The organism is Herbaspirillum seropedicae (genome assembly GCF_001040945.1).
In the GTDB taxonomy this organism is placed as follows: domain Bacteria; phylum Pseudomonadota; class Gammaproteobacteria; order Burkholderiales; family Burkholderiaceae_D; genus Herbaspirillum; species Herbaspirillum seropedicae.
In genome coordinates this window covers 2,056,582-2,076,760 of sequence record NZ_CP011930.1, presented here as the reverse complement: position 1 = coordinate 2,076,760, position 20,179 = coordinate 2,056,582, and the positions used below count along the sequence as shown (strand labels likewise).

Sequence of the window (20,179 nt, the reverse complement as noted above, 5' to 3'; positions counted from 1 at the left end):
TCAACGCTCCTGCTTCTTGAGCAACAGCACCGACAAGCCCAGGATCACGGGCGCGGCCACTACCAGCGGCCAGAACGAGGAGGCCAGGTCATCCAGCGCGAGCGCCTTGCTGAACACGCCCCGGCTGATGGTCAGGAAGTGCGTGGCCGGATAGACCTGGCCGATCAGCGCGCCCATGCCCTCCAGCGACGAGACCGGATTCAACAGGCCAGCGAACTGCACGCAGGGAATGATGGTGCCGATCATGGTCACGAAGAGCGCCGCGATCTGGCTGTTGGTGAAGGTCGAGGCCAACAGGCCAAAGCCGGTGGAACAGATGACAAACACCAGCGCGGCCAACGTCAGCGTCAACAGGCTGCCCTTGACCGGCACGCCGAACACAGTCACCGCCAGCAGCGTGAGCATGGCGAAATTGAGCATGCCCAGCAGCAGGTAAGGCAACTGCTTGCCCAGCAGGAATTCGGTGCGGCTCACCGGGGTGACATACAGGTTGAGGATGGAGCCCAGCTCCTTCTCCCGCACCACCGACAAGGCCGTCAGCATGGCCGGGATCATCATCAGCAAGAGCGGGATGATGGCCGGCACCATGGCCGGCAGGCTCTTCACATCGGGGTTGTAGCGATAGCGCGTCTCGATGCGGGCGGGCATGGCCAGGCTTTGCCCGAGCCGGTGCGTGGCCATGTCAGCCAGCCATAACTGATGCATGCCCTGGACGTAGCCGCGCACGGTCTCGGCGCGCGTCGGCATGGCGCCATCGACCCAGGCCCCCACCTCCACCGTGTGACCGCGCGCGATGTCGCGGGCAAAGCCGGGTGGGATCTCGATGGCCAGGGAAATATCGCCGCTGCGCATGCGCCGGTCCAGCTCCTGGTAATCGCTGATGGGCGGCTTCTCGATGAAGTAGCGCGAGCCTGAGAGGTTCAGCGCATAGTTCTGGCTCAGGCCGGTCTGGTCGCGATCGAGCACGGCGTAGCTGAGGTTTTCCACGTCGAGGTTGATGCCATAGCCGATGATGAACATCAGGATGGCCGTGCCCAGCAAGGCCAGCGTGGCGCGCACCGGATCGCGGCGCAGCTCCAGGCTCTCGCGCTGGCTGTAGCTAAGCGCCCGGCCCAGGCTGGTGCGCCAGCGGCTCAGGCGAGGTGCTGGAGATGCGGCTGGAGACGCGGCCGGCGGCGCCACGGCGACGGCCACCGCGCTGTGGGTCGCGGCGGCGCTGCCGCCCTTGCCTGCCGCCTCTTCCAGATAACCGATGAAGGCCTGTTCCAGCGTCTGCGCGCCGCGCTGCTGCATCAGCGCCTGCGGCGTGGCGCTCACCAGCACCCGGCCTGCATGCATGAGGGAGATGCGGTCGCAGCGCAGCGCCTCGTTCATGAAGTGGGTGGAAATGAAAATGGTCACCTGGTCCTGTCGCGCCAGGCCGATCATCAATTGCCAGAACAGGTCGCGGGCAATCGGGTCCACGCCCGAGGTCGGTTCGTCCAGGATCAGCAATTCCGGCTTGTGGACCATGGCCACGGCCAGCGACAGGCGCTGGCGTATGCCCAGTGGCAGGCTCTCCGGCAGGCTGTCCATCACGTCCAGCAGGCCGAAGCGGCGCGCCATTTCGTCGGTGCGGGCGGCAATCTGCTCTGCGGGGACGCGGTACAGGCGCGCATGCAAGACCAGGTTCTGGCGCACGCTCAGTTCGCCATACAGCGAAAAGGCCTGCGACATGTAACCCACCCGCGCGCGCGTGGCCATGTCGCGCGGATCGATCTCGCGCCCGAACAGCCAGGCCTGGCCTTCGCTGGCCGGCAACAGGCCGGTGAGCATCTTCATCGTGGTGGACTTGCCGCAACCATTGGAGCCGAGGAAGCCGAAGATCTCGCCGCGCCGGATGCGAAAGTCCACATGGTCCACCGCCAGGAAATCGCCAAAGCGCATGGTCAGCCCCTTGGCCTCGATGGCCACGCCGCTATCGATGGTGTCGTCCAGCGGGGTGACCTGCACGGTCTGGTGACCGCGCCGTTTTTCTTCCGGCAGCAGGGCGATGAAGGCTTCTTCCAGCGAAGCTGTACCGGTACGCTGATGCAACTGTACCGGTGTGCCGGTAGCCAGCACCCTGCCCTCATCCATGGCCACCAGCCAGTCGAAGCGGTCGGCCTCTTCCATGTAGGCGGTGGCCACGATGACGCTCATGCCGGCGCGCTGCTGGCGGATGTGGGCGATGAGGTCCCAGAACTGGGCGCGCGAGAGCGGGTCCACGCCGGTGGTGGGCTCATCCAGGATCAGCAGGTCGGGATCGTGGATGAGCGAACAGCACAAGCCCAGCTTTTGCTTCATGCCGCCGGAAAGCTTGCCGGCCGGGCGCGCCAGGAACTTGTCCAGTCCGGTGCTGGTGGTCAGTTCATCGATGCGGCGACGGCGTTCGCTGGCATCCTGGCCAAACAGGCGGCCAAAGAATTGCAGGTTTTCTTCCACTGACAAGGTGGGATAGAGATTCTTGCCCAAGCCCTGCGGCATGTAGGCGATGCGCGGGCAGGCCTGCTGGCGATGACGCTGCTGGCGCATGTCGCCGCCCAGCACCGCCAGTTCGCCCTGCTGCAGCGCGCGTGCGCCGGCCACCAGGGATAGCAGGCTGGACTTGCCCACGCCATCGGGGCCGATCAGGCCGACCATGCAACCGGCGGGAATGTCCAGCGACACCGCATCCAGCGCCACGGTCTTGCCGTAGCGCAGGGCGACCCGCTGCAGGCGGGCCACGCAAGCGCCGCCCGGGAGCGTATTCATTGCGGAACCTGCACGGCCAGTTGCGCCGGCCAGGGCTGGTTCTGGTCAGTCCGGACCCAGGCCACGCCAGGCAGGCCGGTCTTGACCAAGGTCAGGTGCTGTTGCAGCAGCGCCGGATCGATCTGGGCCTTGACGCGAAACATCAGCTTCTGGCGCTCGCTGGCCGTTTCCACTGTCTTGGGCGTGAACTGCGCGGTGCTGGCGACGAAGGAGATGCGCGCCGGGATCACATACTGGGGTGCGGCGTCAAGGATGATGCGGGCCTCGCTGCCCAGCGCCAGCTTGCCGACCACCACCTCGGGCAGGAAGAAGGTCATGTAGACGTCGCTGAGGTCCACCAGGTTGAGCACCTTGCCGCCACCGCCCAGCACTTCACCCGGCTGGGCGATGCGATACTGCACCCGCCCCGCGCGCGGGGCGGCCAGGGTACTGTCGTCGATATCCACCTTGATGCGCTGGACCGTCGCCTGCGCCGCCGTCACGGTGGACCTGGCCCCGCTGACCTGGGTGCGCGCCGCCACCACGGCAGCCTCGGCCGCCGTCACCTGGGCCTTGGAGGCGGTGACCGCCGCTTCCATGCTGCGCACGCGGGCGCGATCATCATCGACTTCCTGCACTGAGGACGCGCCTTCGCGCACCAGCACTTCAGAGCGCGCCAGGCGGCGACGGGCGGCGTCCAGTTCGCTCTCGCGCTGGACCGTCTGGGCCAGGGCCGCCTGGTAATCGCTCTGGCGCACCGCCACCTGGGCCTCGGCGCTGGCCACGGCGGACAGTGACTGCTGTTGGTGCGCCAGGGCTTCGTCGCGCTGCGCCTGCAGCGACAGCACCTGCATGCGCGCCAGCGGCTGGCCAGCGCTGACGAAATCGCCCTCGTTGACGAGGATGGCGTCGACCCTGCCGCCCAGCTTGGTGGCCACATCCACTTCGGTCGCCTCGATACGGCCATTGCCGCTGGTGAAGCCCTCACCGGGGCCGTTGTGATGCAGGCGCTGCCAGGCTAAGAAGGCTGCACCCAGCAACAGCAGCAATGCGGCTGCGGCCAGCAGGGGTTTCTTGAGGAGGGGAAGCTTCATGATCATGACCCGGAACGAGAGGGAGAAGGTGGCGATGGGACCGCGGCAACGCCCTCCCCGCCCAGCGCCGCATACAGCGCCACCGAGGAAGACAGCAGCGCGCGCCGGATCTGCACCAGTTGCTGCTGGGCGCTCAAGAGATCACGCTGGGCGTCGAGCACGTCGAGGAATGGCGCAGCGCCATTGTCATAGCGCAGCGCTGACAGCCTGGCCCGCTCGCGCTGTACGCGCACGGCGGACTGGGCGATCTCCAGTTGCTGCGTGAGCCACTGGCGCGCCGCCAAGGCATCGGCAACCTCGCGAAAGGCCGTCTGTACGGTCTTTTCGTAAGCGGCCACAGCCAGGTCGCGGCGTACCTCGCTCAACGCCAGGTTGTTGCGCAGGCGGCCTGCGGTGAAGATGGGCAGCGTGATGCTGGGCGAGAAGGTCCAGGCATGGCTGCCGTCGCGGAACAGGCCGCTCAGTTCAGCGCTGGCCGTGCCGACATTGCCGGTCAAGGAAATACTGGGGAAGAAGGCCGCGCGCGCCGCGCCGATATTGGCATTGGCCGCCATGAGGCGATGCTCGGCGGCAGCCACGTCGGGCCGGCGCGTGAGCAACAGCGCTGGCAAGCCCGGTTGCAGCGGCGCAAACACGGCGTCCAGCCCGGCGCGCGCCTGGCCGACCGGCAGCACCACGGGGCTGCCCACCAGCAGGGTCAGTGCATTGAGGCGCTGGGCGCGCTGTTGCTGCAGTTGCGCCCCCAGGGCCTGGGCCTGGGTGAGCAAGGTTTCGATCTGGGTCAGGTTCAGGCGCGAGGTCGCCCCGACTTCCACCCGGCGGGAAAAGATGCGGAAACTCTCTTGCCGGCTGGCGATGGTCTGGTTGGCGATCTCCAGGCGCTCATCCAGTTCGGCCAGTTCCAGCCAGGCATCGGCCACTTGCGCCATCAGGCTCAGGGCCACGGCGCTGCGCGTGGCCTGACTGGCGCGGGCGCTTTCGAGGGCGGCGTCATCCAGACTGCGCAGGCGGCCCCACAGGTCGATCTCCCAACTGCTCAAGCCCAGCCCGGCCTGGTAGGCGCTACCCACCAGAGGGCGACGGGTCAGGTTGAGGTCAGCGGGCGTGCGCGAGCGATCCAGCCCGGCCTGTGCGCCGATGGTCGGAAACAGGTCGGCATGCCCGATGCCATACAAGGCCTGCGCCTCCTGCACCCGCAAGGCGGCTGTGCGCAGGTCGCGGCTGTTTTCCAGCGCCTGGGTGATGAGGGCTTGCAGAGGGGGATCGGTGAAATAGTCGCGCCATGGCAGCGGCGGGCTGGCCGCCTCATTGGCCACTTGATGGGCCGCCTCATTGACTGGCCCGTCCGGATAGACGGCCGCCACCGGTGCAGCGGGACGTTGGTAATGCGGCGCCAGGCTCTGGCAAGCGGTCAGGCACAAGGGCAAGACCGCCAGCAGCAGGCGTGTTCTCGTCAGCAGCGGGCGCGTGGTGGTCATCGGCGTGGGCAGATAATGTGGCGACGAAGTTCGTCTTTTGTGTCCACATTATGAAGATCCGCGCCGATGCGGCCCTTGATGTGCGTCAGGTTACTGACTGATGGGTTGGTTATTGACGACCAGGCCATCCACGCCGCGCCGGGGCCACTGTAGCTGGCCCCGGCGCGGTGGCGATCAGTCCAGCAAGGCCCTGATCTGTGGCACGGTGAGGTTGCGCCTGACCGCATGCTGGTCGAGGAAGGCGATCATGTCGGCGATATTGCCCAGATCACCGTCTCGTTGCACCGAGGGCGGCACGGCCAGCACTTCGCACAGGTACACGCTCAGGGCCGCCACATCCAGGCTGTCCAGGCCAGCGTCATAGAAGCTATCCTCTTCCCCGGTGAGCTTGACCCCGTAGCGGGCCCCGCCCATGGTGTAGGGAACGACCTCATTGATGATGTTGATCCATTCCATTTCATGTCTCCTTCTGGGATTGATGATCGGTGTTGCGCAACACCTTGGGCACTTCGATGACGCACACGGAGGGTTCTTCATTGCGGTAGCGGATGAAGGCCACGCCCTTGACCTCACGCTGCTGCAATACCTGGTGCACCAGGTTGCGCAAGGTGAAGACCGGATCGATGTCGGCCGAGAGCAGGTCGATGACGAACAGGTAAGGCCCGTCCTCGATTTCCTGCCCCGAGTAGTCCAGCCGGGTCTGGGAGGCGCGCAGTTGCTCGACCCAGCTTTCGCTGACGAACTTCCAGGCCACGAACTGCAGGGGCCGGACTTGCCCGGTCTCCTTGTGGAAGGCCTCCAGGTAGTTGAAGTTGTTGTTGGCCAGCGCTTCGCGCCAGCGTGAGAGCATGAAGCCCACCGGATAGCGCCCATGCAGGGCAGACCGCCCGGCCAGCAGGGTGGCGCCACCGAGGATGCGCTGTAGATCGACGTGATTGACCATGTTCTTATCCGATCACCTGATGGGAAAGCAATGCGTTGTCGAGATAGAAGTCCACCTTGGCCGCCGTGAAGTCACGCAGCGAACGCACTTCCATCACGTCCTTGCCCGCCACCGAGACCATCAGCGACGAGGCATTGGTGGAGACCTTGTGGTCGCCCACGGTGTAGCTGCCCACACCGTCGTTCTTGACCGTGAAGCCGATATCGGCGGCATTCACTGACGAGATCTTCATGAGGCTGCCGGCGATATTGCTCAGGTCGATGCGGTCGATGACGGTGTCCTCTCCCCCCTTGCCACCGCTGACGAAGAGCTGGGCGTGCTTGGCGCCACCCAGCAGGTCGCTCAGACCAAAGGAGAAATCGTTCTCCGACTGCCATGAACCCAGGCCCTTCCACTCGGTAGTAGCCGGTCGCGGCGCGCTGCCTTCCGAACGCATCTGGAAGCGCGTGGCGGCCACGGCGTCATAGGCGTCCAGTTCGTTGCCCGCACGCGCCGACAAGGTGTAGAAGTCGCTGCTGCCGCTTGCCGCAGCCTGGTGCACCACCACCTTGTTGCCGGTGGTGTTGACCGCGAACTCACCCGAGGGGGTGTAGAAATCGACCCGGCTGTTGTCGGCCAGGTCGGCCAGGATCACGATCGGCTGCTTGCCGCTGTTGATCGAGATCTCCTTGGACGTGTTGGTCACCAGCAGGGAGGCCGGATGATCGCCGTACAGCGAGAAGTCGATGCGATCAGTCTGGTTCGCGACGGCGAAGTTCTGGATGTCGGTGTAGCGCAGGCTGCCATGCTTGCTGTCCTTGTCATCCAGGTAGTCATAGGACACTTCTCCTTCCTTGAGGTTGACCTTGGTCAGGTTCAGGCTGTTGGTAAAGCCCAGGGTATCGGCTTGCTTGGCGCTGCCGGTGATGAGCTTGGTCTGGGCCGAGGCCAGGAAGATGGTCGGCGACAGGTCGCTGCCTACCATTTCGCGCGCCCCATCCAGGGTGCTGGCGCCCTCGCCGGCATGCAGCACCATGTGCTTTTGCGCATCGACGCTGGTGACCTTGATCAGGAAGTTGCCCTTCTCCAGGTAGAGATGCCCATCCAGGCCCTTGGCATTGCCGGCATCGCTGATGAAGTACAGATTGACCCGCTTGCCCTCGGCAGTGCTGAGATGCACGCTTTCGCCACCCAGCCCCAGACTGACGGCGTTGATGACATCGGGATTGAGGTTCTTGTCGATGTCCGCCATGCGCGCGGCCGCCATGAACAGGTCCACCGGACCATCCTGACCGATGATCCAGGACTGGTGGTACATGTGCGTAGGTGCGGCGATCTTGGTCAGGCCAGTGTAGATGCCGATATCGGTGAGCATGGCATGGCTCTTGCCGCTGATCGGATCACCATTGGGCATCGTGATGCTCTTGCCCGAGAGGACGTTGAACATGTAGTGGAACTGTTGCTGGTAGAGCTTGCTCAGCAGCGCGATCTTGTTGGCCACGGACTGCTTGCCTCCATTCTGCTCGTTATACTTGCCCCAATCGATCAAGCCGCTGCCGCCGCTCGTGTAAGGTACATCGGAAGTCAGGAAATTGAAGATCATGCTCTCGGCTGCCACCACCTTGGCAAAATTGGACTGGGCATTGAGGAAGTTACCGGGCGCATCGCTGAAATCAGGTTCGTACTGAAGCTGGTTGTTCAACATCGTCGTAGCCAACTTCTCATCCATGGGGCCATACATGAACCCAAACGGCAGGGACGCCCCGAACATCTGCTTATACTGCGCAGTCTGCATCAAGAGTAGTGCCTTGAACGGTGAGCACGAAGCCAGGTAACCCTCATTCAGAGCCGTGTCACGCAGGCGAATTTCACCACCGCCGAGCATAGGGGCGATGTCATCGATCAGATGGATCCTGTCATGCATGACGCTGGCCGCGACCGCAGCCTGGAAATTGGGCAAGATCGCTTCGATCGCCAATAGGATCGGCGCCAATTCCGGATTGGACAGTGCGATCATATTGATGGTGATGAAGAGAGCGTCCTGCATCATCGCCAGCACCGGAGACAGGACATTCTGGGCAGTAATGGCCAGGCCCTGCACAATGATGTCGATGCCGGACGAAACGACCCCCAGCGCAGCGCCAATCTGTACGCCTAAGGTCTCGAGTTTGGCCAAGTTGCCCAGCGGGGAAAGCTTGCCGATCCCCGCCATGGAGTTCCACCAGCCGACCGTATCAGCGGCCAGGTAGCTGAAGCCCGACACGGTACTGACAATCTGCTGGATGACCGTGAGCGATTTGGCGGTCTGCTCCTGGACTGTCAGTTCCGCGCCCGATGTCAGCGCCTTGCCCGCCGAGACCGCCGCAAAGAGCGAGGCCGCAAGACTTGCCAGGTCGGCCGTCAGGCATACCACCGAGGAGATGCAGATCCGGAAGGCTTCGGGAGTCGTGCTGCCGACCTTGGGCGGCTTGGGGGTACTGTCGCTGAGCATGCCGTCCAGCACTGCCTGCAACGATGGAGCCTCTGCAGAGAGCGCGTGAGCTCCGCCAAGCTGTTCGGCCAGCAGTGCAGGTTCGGCCTGGGCTGCCTGGAGCGCCTTGGTATAGTCGTTGACGATGGAACGGGTGCCGAACGGATTCTTCATCTCGCCGCGCAGCTTGAACATGTCCGCCAGCGAGCCGGTGAGCCCCTTCTCTTTCCAGAACTGCGCGAACTCCTCCCACGAGCTGACTTGATTGAACCGCCCATCCACCTTCTTGTTGACGATGGACTGTGCAAGGAACGAGACCGGCACCTGCAGGCTGGACAGGATGTTGGAGGTCAGCTTGACTGCCGTCTGCGCCAGGGCGTCCTGGTCGCTCGCCTGTTCGATGTCCCTGCCCAAGGTACCGGCAGCACCGACCAGACGGAACACCGAGGCATAGAAACGCACGGCCTGGTAGAGCGAAGTGGCGCTCTCGGTCTTCTGGAGCTGGTTCTTCAGGGTCTCATGGGCCGTATTGAGGTCCTCAAAGGACTGCAGCAACTTTTGCTGCTGGGTCGAACCGGGGTTCAAATGACCGAGGGCATCCCGAATCTGGGTCATACCGGCTTCCCAGTTGCCGGTCGGCAGCTGGGCTTTCATGTCGGCAATCCACTGGGCGAAGAAACCACGGGAGCCCGAAAGCGTGTTGTAGGGATAAGCGAACTGCCACATCTTCCACGCCGGCACCTTCAGGTCGAGGATGTTCTTGAGGTCCACATCGCTGATGTCCGGGCTGATCTGCGCCAGCACATCCGTGCTCAGGCCGGGCATGCCATTGGCCAGCGAGAATATGCCGGCCAGATGGTCGTTGTCCTTGCGCGCGCTGTCGAAGCGGGCCGCGGCCTCCGTGATGGCATTGCGCTGGTCCGTGGAAAGCGTACTGTACACAGACAGCTTGCTGAGGCTGCGCACGGTGGCTTCGTCCAGATGGGCGATCACCTGGGTGGTAAGCATCTCCGCGGTCAGTGGCGAGTCAGACGGCGGGTTGAGTTTCTGCTGCAAGGCCTTAATGCGGCTGGCGATGTCTGCATCGTACTGATCAACAACCCGTCGGAGCGCTACAACGCCCGCGTTCACGTAATCGCGAGCCTGGTCGCGCCACACGATCAGCGTGGTGAGCTTGATCGGATTATCGTCCAGTTGAACAAGCACCTTGGGGTCCGTCGTCGCTATGGTCGTCGCTATGGTCGTCGCTGACAAGCTGACACTCTGCAGCAAGGTATCGATGCGGTGGGCGATGCGTTCATAGAAAGCATCAGCCACGTCATGCGCCAGTTGCTGGTCATTGCCCCGGTACAGCATTTCCAGTGCGGTATTGACCGGCAAGGCGTTGATCTGCGCTGGCGTCAGGCTGGCCAGGCGGCCCGTCTTGCCCCACTCGGCCAGCAAGGCCATCGACACATGGCGGAAGAATTCCGGGGCCAGGCTGGCGATGGCGGCGGGATCGATATCCTTGAGCAGGGTCACGCCGTAGACATTGTTAGCCAACAGGTAATTCTGGTAGGTCGTCAGGGTGCGCAGCTCGCCGACTTCACCGAGCGTCTGTGCATACAGGACCCGCACATCACGCACCCAGTCCTGGGCGACACCCTGGACGGTAGGGGTTTCCCTCAATGGCAGCGCGCCTTCGATGGAGGTGACACCGTGCGAGAGCACCACATTGCCGAAGCAGAAATCATTGGCTGCGCTGGCCGTCTCCAGATCCTTGAACTCCAAGGTCACCGGGCCACTGTCGGGTGTACGGAACGACACGCTGCCGGTAACCCAGCCCTGGCTGGCCTGAGGACTGACCGGATCGCCAGTGGCCACGCCATTGACGTACAGCGTAACCCGCGCCAGCGCGCCATCGCCGCCATTGATCACGCTGAACTGCACGGTGTGCATCTCATGCGGGGACAGGTCGTTGAAGGAATGGCGCCAGAAGGCCTTGCTGGCGTCACCGCCGCCATCGATCTGGAGGAACTTGCTGCCGGGTCCGGCGGGCCCCTCCTGGCTGGCCATCTTCCAGTAGGAGGGCATGTTGGTGATCTCGTAGACCTCGCCTACCCGCGTGATCGAAGAGGAAGCAGAGGCGCGCTGATAATCCGTGGAAAAGTCGCTGACATTGCGGGTGAAAGCTGGCGCAGACGCCAGCACCGGCGCCGTGGGTGCGGCGCTGGCGGCATCAGACGAGACAGCCGGATTGCTCTGTAGGGTCACATTGCCGAAGCAGAAATCGTTGGCCCCGCCCGCCGTCTCCAGGTCCTTGAATTCCAGGCGCACCGGGCCGCTGGCCGGCGTACGGAAAGTCAGGCTGCCAGTGACCCAGCCCTGGCTGGCCTCAGGCGCGAGCGGATCGCCCATGGCTACGCCGTTGACATACAACTGCACCCGCGCCAGGGTACCGTTGCCGCCGTTGATGACGCTGAACTGCACGGTGTGGAGCTGGTTGGGCGCCAGATCGTCGAAATAGTGACGCCAGAAGGCCTTGCTGGGGTCGCTGGCGCCATCGACCTGAATGAACTTGCTACCGGGGCCGGTAGGACCGACGCTGCTGGTCATCTTCCAGTAGGAAGGCATGTTGCGGGTTTCGTAGATCTGGCCCGCCCCAGAAATCGGAGAGGCATCGGAAGCGCGCTGGTAATCCGTGGAGAAATCGGTGACCGTGCGTGTGGACCGGGAGGCAGAAGCCGCATCGTGGGTCAGATAGACGTTGCCAAAGCCAAAATCATTGGAGTCGCTGGCCGTCTCCAGGTCCTTGAATTCCAGGCGGACCTTGGTGCTATCCCATGGGACCTGGAAGGAAATGCTGCGATCAGCCCAGGCTTCACTGCCCTTGGAGCTCACGACATCGCTCTGGGCCACGCCATTGACGTAGAGCTGCAAGCGCGCCGGAGCGCTGCCTTTGCCATTGAGCAGGCTGAGGTGGATGGTGTAGTTGTCGCCGGCCGTCAGGCCGCTCACATCGCTGCGCCAGAAGACCTTGCTAGCGAGGGAGTCCCCATCGACCAGCAAGAACTTGCTGCCCGGACCAGTAGGACCGGTACGCGTTGCAAAGCCCCAGTCCGGCGCCAGCGTGGTCTGGGTCACCGACCCGGCGCCGTCGAATTTGGTCGGATCGCTGGTCAGGCGGTAATCGGTGGAGAAATCGTTGACCACGATCGGCGCGGTGATGGTGGGCGCCGTCACCGCAGCATCTGTCCAAACGCTGGTAGCCGACGTCAGCGTCACATTGGCAAAGCCGAAGTCATTGTAAGCAGCGACCGTCTCAAGGTCCTTGAGCTCAAGGCGAACCGGGCCGCTACCCTGCGGCGCCACGAAGGAAATACTGCGATTGGCCCAACCTTCGCTGCGCGAGGATGTGACAAAAGACCCAGTAGCCACACCATTGACGTAAAGCTGCAAGCGTGCGGGAGCAGGGTCGCCGCTATTGATGATGCTGAAATCGAGCGTGCACTTCTCTCCAGCCACCAGGCCGGAGACATCGCTGCGCCAGAAGGCCTTGCTAGCGTCGGTCGCACCATCGACCACCATGAACTTGCTGCCGGCGCCATCAGGGCCGTTGCGGGTAATGAAGCCCCATTCCGGGGCCAGCGTGGTCACGATCGCCGTCCCCCCGCCACCGAAGGTGGCCAGATCGTTGCTAAGGCTGTAACCGCTGGAGAAATCGGCCAGACCGAGATTGTGTTTGCTAGGGGAGAACGCGGCATGATCGAGATGCGTAAGCGCCACATTGGCAAAGCCGAAGTCATTGGAACCGGTGGCCGTCTCCAGGTCCTTGAGCTCGAGACGGACCGGGTTGCTACCCTGCGGCACCTTGAAGGCAATGCTGCGATTGACCCAACCCTCGCTACCCTTGGAGGTGACGAAAGCCTGAGTCGCCACGCCGTTGACGTAGAGCTGCACCCGCGCAGGCGCGGCCCCGTTGCCATTGATCATGCTGAAGTTGAGCGTGTAGGTGTCGCCGGCGACCAGGCCGGCGACATCGCTGCGCCAGAAGGCCTTGCTGGCGTCGCTTGCACCATCGACCAGCAGGAACTTGCTGCCGGCGCCATTGGGGCCGTTGCGGGTGGCGAAGCCCCAGTCCGGGGCCAGCGTGGTCAAGGTCGCTGAGCCCACGCTATTGAAGTCGGTGGGATTGTCGCTCAAGCGATAATCACTGGTGAAATCGACCAGGCCGCGATTGAAGTTGCCATTGGAGATCCCGCCGTTGTTGGTCAGGCCCGGCAGCGTCAGCAGGCTCTTGGCGCCCATCATCTGGACCAGGCTCGATGGCAGCGAGGCCTGCTCGCCGTCGGCGACGAAGGCGTCAGTGCCGCTGCCGTGCTGGTTGGTGATGAACTTGAAGACCGCCTTGGCGCCGGTACCCAGCAAGGGGCGCACCACATTGCTGTCCAGGTTGGTGAGCATCAGGTTGCCCTGCCCGCCCAGATCGATCTGCACCGTCTCGGGCAGTGCAGCGTTGAAGATCGAGGTCTGGATGCGATGGCTCACGGTCTTGTGCTTGTCATCCTGATAGACCAGGTAGAGGTCCAGCATGGGCCGGCCCATGTCCTGGTCCTTGTAGAGCAAGAGCTGGGCGTCGTGCGGCAGCGCGAACGGCACGTGGATCACCAGCGTCGAGCCGTACCCCAGCGAGGCCACCGCGCCTTTGGTCATCGAGGCCATGGTGTGCACCACTGTCTCCCGGGTGCCCAGGGCGTTGAGGTTGCCGTGGGTCAGCAAGGCTGCATTGTTATTGCCGGCGTAGAACCGGTACCGGCCCTGGTTGACCAGGTCGAGTACGAAGTTGCCGTCCCCACCAAAGTTGTAGCTGCTGCCGTTGTCGCGGGCGTTGAGGACGTAGTTGTAGTTCTCGCCCATGGAGATATTGGATGGCAGCCAGGAGCTGCCGTATTGTCCATCGATGACGCCATTGCCGCTGCGGCCGAAGCTGAGGTTGGTGACCGCGCCGCCATTGTTGAACAGGAACTGGTTGCCCGCGCCGGTGTTGTTGTGCACGTCCAGCTTCTGGCCCAGCAGGTCCATCGTGGTGGCGCCGTAGGCATTGCGCTGCACCAGGGTCCAGACGGTGATGGCGCCGTACTGTACGCCAGTGGTCAGGTAGTTGTTGCCGCCGTTGTCGTTGATGGTGGTGCCGATGAGCGCATGGATGCGCAGCGAGTTCTGGCCGGCCAGGTCGGCCTTGGCATTGGAGCCGCCGTACACATCGCCATACCAGGTCGAGGCGCGGCTATTGACAGTCAGGTCGGCATAGCCCACGGCATAGGCCTTCCAGCGTCCTGCTTTCCAAGGCTCGCTATCGTCCTGATTATCGATGCTCAAGCTAAAGCCATAGGACGTGCTATCGCCGTAGACCTTCGCCGTGTGTGAGTTGACTTCCAGTTTTCCAGCCAGGTCACACATCTGTGAATATTGCAGACTACCCCGTTCCTTGTTGACGACGGCATCCCAGCCATTCACAAATTTGACCTTGTCCTGGCCATTGCCGGTGCCGACGGCACTGAAGCGGCCGCCCATGACCACGGTAACGTCATCATCACCGTCGGCAGTGAAGACTTTGTTGGTGCCCGGACTGGCGACCCGTATGGTGTGATTGCCAGTACCCGCATCGACCGCGTAGTAGTTGCTTCCCACGCCATAGATGTCAACGAAGACCGCGCCGTCAGCGCGTTTCACCAGGATGGTATTGCCGGTGCTGCGCGACTCGAAATGGCCGCCCTGGTGCAGCAAGCCAGCGTTGACGGCGGTCCATCCCGCGCGCTCGTGTGATCCGTCCAGCCACAGGTAGCCGTCCCCTTTGGTGAGGTCGGTGTCCCAACCAGAGGAGAGGTGAACGACGTCCCTGCCGTCACCGACCTTTAAGTCGGTATGACGCCCGCCCATATGAATGCCGATGGTGTCGTCGCCCTCGGCTGTACGTATTGTGACCGTACCCGGGCTAGCCGCGTCAATGTGCTGATTGCCGCCAGTGACAGTCAGGTCCACCCATGCGAGACCGTACACATCGATGGAAGACGAATCGGCGCAGCCCGAAAGGAAGACGCCCCAGGCCCTGAAGCCCATCTCGATGTACCTGACCCGGTAATCGGACCATAGCTTGACGGCTTCGGATTGGTAGGCGCTGGCGCCGACCGAAATAGTGCCATGACCGTGGTAGAAGAGGTCAGTCCAGGTACCCGTGCCCCAGTGGAAATTGGCGACATCTTCGCTGAATTCGTGGCGACTTCCCATGTTTTTTCTCCCTGTGATTGACGGAGCTTTTGTGGTTACGTAATTCGCTTTACGCCGACCGCTCCGTCTGCACCCCCTCGCCGCAGATCGATCAGGACACGATCAGTCTGCGGCGCAGGCGCAATTGCTTGTTTTAGTGGATGAACGTACTCAGGAGAGACCAGCGCCGCTGGCCGCCTCCCGACAAGCAAGCCGGACTGCGGCCAGGACCGCGCTCCACACAGAGGGGGATATCGAGACGATCAAAAGCGGGCAGGATGCCCAGACGGATACGACGCACGGCGAGCGCCGTGACTGAGGTCGTCGCACTGGAAGCAGTGGCGGCCATCGCTGTATCCCCCCCATCGTGAATTATTGTTCTGGCTTGTTTGTGGGGAGGAGTATTGGTTTTGACGAATGAAGGGACAATTACCCCAAAGGACAGGCATACGAGCAAAAATTCACTCGGACAAGGCAGCGTGTACTTCTTCTTTCACACTTAAGGGAGGGAAGCTGACATTCCGAGATGAATCTCGAAATTTTTCGAGTCAATCAGTTTTCGCGAACGCGGGGACAGCGAGGGAGGATGAGTGAGCCTCAAATGATCTTCAATGTGCCACGCCCACCTGATCCACGTAATGCTGGACTTCCGCCGCCGTCGCCGCAAACAGCGACTGCAACTCGGCCAGACGCGGCTGGGCGCTTTGCGCCGGCTCGGCGCGCGACTGCACTTCGATGCTCTTGAGCAGTTCGGTCAACACACCCGCGCCGACCAGGGCGGTCATGCTCTTGAGGCTATGGGCTTCACGTTTGACCTGGGCTGCATCGTCGGCCAGGATGGCCGCTTCCAGCCTTGCGAAGTTGGCCGGTGCGCTCTTGGCGAAGGTGCCAAACATATGGCGGCAGGCAGTGGCATCGCCGCCCATGGCCTCTAGCAAGGGTTCAGGATTGATGTGCTGATAGTGGTGGTCGTTCACGCTTTTCTCCCTTTGGCAGACACAATCACAATATACGCAGAATATTGCAATTATGCCAACTTTTCTTGAGCAGCTTCCGAGGCGGTCTGATCAACTTGCCCCGGTTCGTGAGCCGAAACACAAAGTAGAACCATAACGTAACCAAGCACGTAAGCGCCGTCAATCAATACTGCCGCCGTCCATGCAAAAAACCGCCCGGTGAGACGGGCGGTTGGCTGCTTGTTCCTGCCGGACAGGACGGTGACGATCAGGCGGCGCGTTCGAGGCGCTGGACGTTGTCGTCCTGGCTGCCGATCTCGATCTTGCGCGGCTTGAGCGCTTCCGGAATCTCACGGACCAGCTCGATGTTGAGCAGGCCGTTTTCCAGGTTGGCGCCGACCACCTTGATATGGTTGGCCAGCTGGAAGCGCTGTTCGAAATCGCGGGCAGCGATGCCGCGATGCAGGAAGTTGACCTGCTTGTCTTCCTTCTGCTTGCGGCCCGTGATCTTCAGGGTTTCATTCTCGGTCTCGATGTCGATCTCGCTGCGGGCGAAACCGGCGACGGCCATGGTGATCCGGTATTTGTCCTCGGCCACCAGTTCGATGTTGTACGGCGGGTAGCTGGGCTGATCAGCACGCTGGGCGTTGTCGAACATCTGGGCCAGGCGATCGAAGCCGATCGCAGTACGGTACAGGGGGGAGAGATCAAAAGTACGCATAAAAATATCCTTTCAGTTAAGCGATGTTTTCGTCGCAGACCTCAACATCAAGCATCTGCTGGTACCGATCTAGGGATGCGTTTTTGGGTTTTCAAGAGATTTTTTCGAAAAAATTACAAGCTTTTCCATCTCGATTTTCTCCTAGGAAAAGTCAGAGCATCTTTGGGCTTCTCCGCCTATTCGGGCGGACAACGTTTTATCAGCCAAGTTGTTTGGCATGCTTGCTGCTCTTTCATCTTCATGAAATGTCCCAAGGAGACTAACAGATGAGCTACACGACATTATCAGAACGAAAGCTGTTTTCGGGAGGCATGCTGCCAGCAGAAGTCGCACGCCAACTTGAACCGCAGCTGTCCATCGCAACCCGAACGGCGCCATTGGATGGTACGCCGGCATCAGGATCCTAAGCATGTTCTGGCGCGCCTTCATCCGAGAAGGAGACACGGTTACTCCTGGCGGCGGCCTAGTTCAGCCACGCGCACAAAGCCCCCTTGTTCGATATAGCGGCAAGTTGGCTTGCTTCGAAGGTGACCCTGTCTACTGCAATTCGTGCAAGAGCTGGGGAATCACCCAATGCATTCAACCATTTCGTCCCCATAGAGGCCCCGATGGACGGTAAGTCAATCTCGATGGCGACCTATGCCTTTGCAAATGCCCGAAACCGCCCAAGTTAAAAGCCTTGCATAGCGATGTCCGGATGGGATTCGAGGACGAGCATCGCCACGCACCCACGTCCCGTCAAGACACTCAGCGAAATTACCTTTCCCCCGCCCCTCTCTACGATCAGCGCTTTGCGGTTCGACATGCTCGAAGCGGCAAGCCCATGGCAAACGTCAAGTACCGCATTACGCTGGCGGACGGAAAAACCTGCATTGGTCTGACAGATGAACACGGCCTGACCGAAACCGTGTCATCCGACACTGCGCAAAAAGTCAAGATTGAGGTCCCTTTTTATGACGACAACCCACACCCTACTAACGCCTGCGTCGAATCAGACGCCTGTCGTTGTTAATACGCTGCCGGAATTGAGTGGCCCGCAATGGGTGACACGATTTCCCGGGAGCAATCGTATAAGCGATCTGAACAGTAGCTTTCGTCAAGCAATTGAAAGCTTCATCTCGGCGTTGACAACCGCGGGAGCGAACGTGCGAATTTCTGCAACGTATCGACCACGTGAACGCGCCTACCTGATGCATTATTGCGTCAAGGTAGCGAAGGGTCTGATTTCACCCGATAGGGTTCCAACAATGAATGGAGTGGAAATAGAGTGGGATCATGGGGACGATCGCAGCTCCAAAAACGCAGCGGCGCAAATGGCCAGAAGCTACACCATCGTTCATCCGCCCGCCTTGATTTCTCGACATACGGAGCGTGCGGCCATCGACATGACGATCACGGGGATCATTGGAAAGACGATGCTTGACGCATCTGCAGCGGCCGTTGAAGTCACCGACAATGCAGTTCTCTATCGGATTGGCGCATCCTACGGTTGCCATAAGCTGATTTCCGATCCGCCCCACTGGTCCGATAACGGAACCTGAAAACGATGAAACTAGCACTGCTCATCTGCTTGGCGCCCCTCGCTCCTCTCGCGCAAGCGCAAATCGATATCGGCTTCTACCGGCAAGAAAGAAATGGTCTGAGCCTGTACACGACGGCCCCGTTGAACACGATTCACACGGTGATGTTCTGCACCGACCCCTCTGATGGCCAATCAGCTTGCCACACGCTGAAACCTTACGATTTCACGCAAGCCGCAGAAGTCGATTTCGTGATGGCGGAGCAGAGAGTGAGGCATTACCGCATCAGCAAACGCATCCTGCCTCATGCAAAAACGGAACAAGGCATAGCGATCATCAACGCCCAACAGGTAACGCAAACAGCGAATGCCTTCTCGGTGCTTGCCCAGCGCAGGCGCTACAAGATCACGACTTGCACAGGTTCCGAAGGGATCAACCTCGATCTGTATGATGGGCCGCACAAGCTGCGCAACCTGTATTTCTACCTCGGCTACGACATCACTCCGACTTGCGATAGCGCATCCCCCTCCGACAAGCGCCCCCTGTAACGGAGGCGGCCTGTTGTGACTCACGCTGCCTTCAACGCCGCCACCAAGCCCCGCAACGCCCCCTGCAAGCGCGCTTCCTTGAGCCGTGAATGCAGCCTCACCTGCGCCAGCGGCAGGCGCGGCAGGCCCAGGCGTTCTCCTACGTCCACGGCGCCGGGCGGGGCGCTGCGGTACAGCAGCGCCGACACCGCCAGTCCCGCGCTCACGGCCGCGCCCACGGCCAGGATGCCGCCGCCCACGAACACTTCCACCCAGGCAATGCCCGCCGCGTCCAGGCGGCGCAGTGACAGCTCACGGATGCGGCAGGCCTGGGAAAACGTCGCCACGCGCAAGGCCCCGCCAGCCCAGCATTGGGCATCGGGATGGGCGAACCAGCCGATGCGTTCTTCCATGACCAGCTTGCCGCCCCGATCCTGCGGCTCGCGGCGCACGATCACGGCATCGAGCTCACCGCGCTCGTAGAGTGGCATGAGGTCATGCGAGGAAGCGACCCGCACTTCCACCACCACACCGGGATCAAGCGCATGCACCTGCGCCAGTGCACGCGGCAGGCTGGCGCCGGCGACGTGATCGCTGATGCCCACCGAAAATCGGACCGGTCCCTGATCGAGTTGCTCGAGCGCGCGCTCATGCGCGGCCAGCAATTCCCGCGCCGCCGGCAGGAACTGCTGGCCCTCGGCCGACAGCCGCACCTGGCGTGGCGTGCGCTCCAGCAGGCGGCGGCCCAGGCGCTGCTCCAGCTTCTTGAGCTTGAGGCTGACGGCCGACTGCGTGCTCTCGAGCGCTTCGGCCGCGCGCGTGAAACTGTGCAGATCGGCCGCCAGGACGAAGGCCTGGACGGCGTCCAGGTCCAGAGGTTTTTCCATGGCTTGGGCTCCCTTGGGGAGGGCTATCCAATGATGATGAATTCAAATCATTGAAATCATGAATCAGTGGTTTTTCAAATCATTGCGCCAGCATAGCATGCAGGGCATGGGCTTAGCGCCCTGCCCCTTTCCACTTCCACCTCACAAGGAGAACAACATGCCCCTGGTCCGCATTTCCCTGTTGCGCGGCAAGTCCCGCGCCTACCGCAACGCCATCGCCGAGAACGTCTACCAGGCCCTGCGCGAGCGTTTCAACGTGCCCGAGGATGACCGCTTCATGGTCATCACCGAGCATGATCCGGAAGAGCTCATCTTCAGCCGCAGCTACATGGGCATGGCGCGCACGGACGACTTCGTGCTGATCCAGCTGACGGTCAGCAATACCCGCACGCAGGCGCAGAAGAATGCCCTCTATGCGCGCATCGTGGAGCGCCTGCAGCAGGACCCTGGCATCGCGCCCGATGACGTCATGATCAGCCTGGTCGAGGGCGACAAGGGTAACTGGTCCTTCGGACAAGGACTGGCGCAATACGTGATGTGAGCCGGCCCGGTGGCGGCCTCCTGCATGCCTTGCCACCACCTGCTAGGATGTCGCTCATTCCATTGA

12 protein-coding genes are annotated in these 20,179 nt (G+C 62.0%); 3 read left to right on the top strand and 9 right to left on the bottom strand.

Annotated elements, in window-relative coordinates; genetic code table 11:
* The 8 genes from rbbA to ACP92_RS09060 form a co-directional block, all read right to left on the bottom strand.
* Nucleotides 1-2,772 carry a ribosome-associated ATPase/putative transporter RbbA gene (gene rbbA / locus ACP92_RS09095; RefSeq protein WP_013233834.1) on the bottom strand — a complete coding sequence of 924 codons (2,772 nt, stop codon included), beginning with the start codon at nt 2,770-2,772 and terminating at the stop codon, nt 1-3.
* The gene (locus ACP92_RS09090) at nt 2,769-3,845 is read right to left on the bottom strand and encodes an HlyD family secretion protein (RefSeq protein WP_041310510.1); all 1,077 of its coding nucleotides are present in this window, start codon (nt 3,843-3,845) and stop codon (nt 2,769-2,771) included. Before ACP92_RS09090 ends, rbbA begins: the two co-directional genes overlap by 4 nt.
* 2 nt (nt 3,846-3,847) lie before the next feature.
* Nucleotides 3,848-5,323, bottom strand: coding sequence for an efflux transporter outer membrane subunit (locus ACP92_RS09085; RefSeq protein ID WP_013233832.1), 1,476 nt, complete (start codon nt 5,321-5,323; stop codon nt 3,848-3,850).
* A gap of 174 nt (nt 5,324-5,497) precedes the next feature.
* Entirely contained in the window at nt 5,498-5,779 is a 282-nt protein-coding gene (locus ACP92_RS09080) for a phosphopantetheine-binding protein (RefSeq protein WP_041310508.1), read from the bottom strand.
* 1 nt (nt 5,780) lies between these two features.
* Entirely contained in the window at nt 5,781-6,266 is a 486-nt protein-coding gene (locus ACP92_RS09075; protein ID WP_041310506.1) for a toxin-activating lysine-acyltransferase, read from the bottom strand.
* Between the two features lie 4 nt (nt 6,267-6,270).
* Nucleotides 6,271-14,982, bottom strand: coding sequence for a hypothetical protein (locus tag ACP92_RS09070; protein ID WP_048348525.1), 8,712 nt, complete (start codon nt 14,980-14,982; stop codon nt 6,271-6,273).
* A 587-nt stretch (nt 14,983-15,569) separates the two neighbouring features.
* Complete coding sequence (locus ACP92_RS09065; RefSeq protein WP_013233828.1) at nt 15,570-15,938, bottom strand: Hpt domain-containing protein; 369 nt, start codon at nt 15,936-15,938, stop codon at nt 15,570-15,572.
* A 247-nt stretch (nt 15,939-16,185) separates the two neighbouring features.
* The gene (locus ACP92_RS09060) at nt 16,186-16,638 is read right to left on the bottom strand and encodes an Hsp20 family protein (RefSeq protein ID WP_013233827.1); all 453 of its coding nucleotides are present in this window, start codon (nt 16,636-16,638) and stop codon (nt 16,186-16,188) included.
* Between the two features lie 953 nt (nt 16,639-17,591).
* On the opposite strand from ACP92_RS09060, the gene ACP92_RS09055 reads away from it, so the two are divergent.
* Both ACP92_RS09055 and ACP92_RS09050 read left to right on the top strand, forming a co-directional pair.
* Nucleotides 17,592-18,179: a hypothetical protein gene (locus ACP92_RS09055; RefSeq protein WP_081441896.1), complete on the top strand. Its 588-nt coding sequence runs from the start codon at nt 17,592-17,594 to the stop codon at nt 18,177-18,179.
* A gap of 5 nt (nt 18,180-18,184) precedes the next feature.
* Nucleotides 18,185-18,706, top strand: coding sequence for a hypothetical protein (locus ACP92_RS09050; RefSeq protein WP_013233823.1), 522 nt, complete (start codon nt 18,185-18,187; stop codon nt 18,704-18,706).
* A gap of 20 nt (nt 18,707-18,726) precedes the next feature.
* Here ACP92_RS09050 and ACP92_RS09045 read toward each other — a convergent pair whose 3' ends face one another.
* Nucleotides 18,727-19,572: a LysR family transcriptional regulator gene (locus tag ACP92_RS09045; RefSeq protein ID WP_013233822.1), complete on the bottom strand. Its 846-nt coding sequence runs from the start codon at nt 19,570-19,572 to the stop codon at nt 18,727-18,729.
* Between the two features lie 157 nt (nt 19,573-19,729).
* Here ACP92_RS09045 and ACP92_RS09040 point away from each other — a divergent pair, with 157 nt between their 5' ends.
* A complete protein-coding gene (locus tag ACP92_RS09040) occupies nt 19,730-20,113 on the top strand; it encodes a tautomerase family protein (RefSeq protein WP_013233821.1) in 384 nt (127 codons plus the stop codon).
* Nucleotides 20,114-20,179 lie beyond the last annotated feature (66 nt).

What these genes read in the sequence shown, in the direction of transcription:
- rbbA (WP_013233834.1), bottom strand. Translation starts at nt 2,772, where the DNA reads ATGAATACGCTCCCGGGCGGCGCTTGCGTGGCCCGCCTGCAGCGGGTC.
- ACP92_RS09090 (WP_041310510.1), bottom strand. Translation starts at nt 3,845, where the DNA reads ATGAAGCTTCCCCTCCTCAAGAAACCCCTGCTGGCCGCAGCCGCATTG.
- ACP92_RS09085 (WP_013233832.1), bottom strand. Translation starts at nt 5,323, where the DNA reads ATGACCACCACGCGCCCGCTGCTGACGAGAACACGCCTGCTGCTGGCG.
- ACP92_RS09080 (WP_041310508.1), bottom strand. Translation starts at nt 5,779, where the DNA reads ATGGAATGGATCAACATCATCAATGAGGTCGTTCCCTACACCATGGGC.
- ACP92_RS09075 (WP_041310506.1), bottom strand. Translation starts at nt 6,266, where the DNA reads ATGGTCAATCACGTCGATCTACAGCGCATCCTCGGTGGCGCCACCCTG.
- ACP92_RS09070 (WP_048348525.1), bottom strand. Translation starts at nt 14,982, where the DNA reads ATGGGAAGTCGCCACGAATTCAGCGAAGATGTCGCCAATTTCCACTGG.
- ACP92_RS09060 (WP_013233827.1), bottom strand. Translation starts at nt 16,638, where the DNA reads ATGCGTACTTTTGATCTCTCCCCCCTGTACCGTACTGCGATCGGCTTC.
- ACP92_RS09055 (WP_081441896.1), top strand. Translation starts at nt 17,592, where the DNA reads ATGACGACAACCCACACCCTACTAACGCCTGCGTCGAATCAGACGCCT.
- ACP92_RS09050 (WP_013233823.1), top strand. Translation starts at nt 18,185, where the DNA reads ATGAAACTAGCACTGCTCATCTGCTTGGCGCCCCTCGCTCCTCTCGCG.
- ACP92_RS09045 (WP_013233822.1), bottom strand. Translation starts at nt 19,572, where the DNA reads ATGGAAAAACCTCTGGACCTGGACGCCGTCCAGGCCTTCGTCCTGGCG.
- ACP92_RS09040 (WP_013233821.1), top strand. Translation starts at nt 19,730, where the DNA reads ATGCCCCTGGTCCGCATTTCCCTGTTGCGCGGCAAGTCCCGCGCCTAC.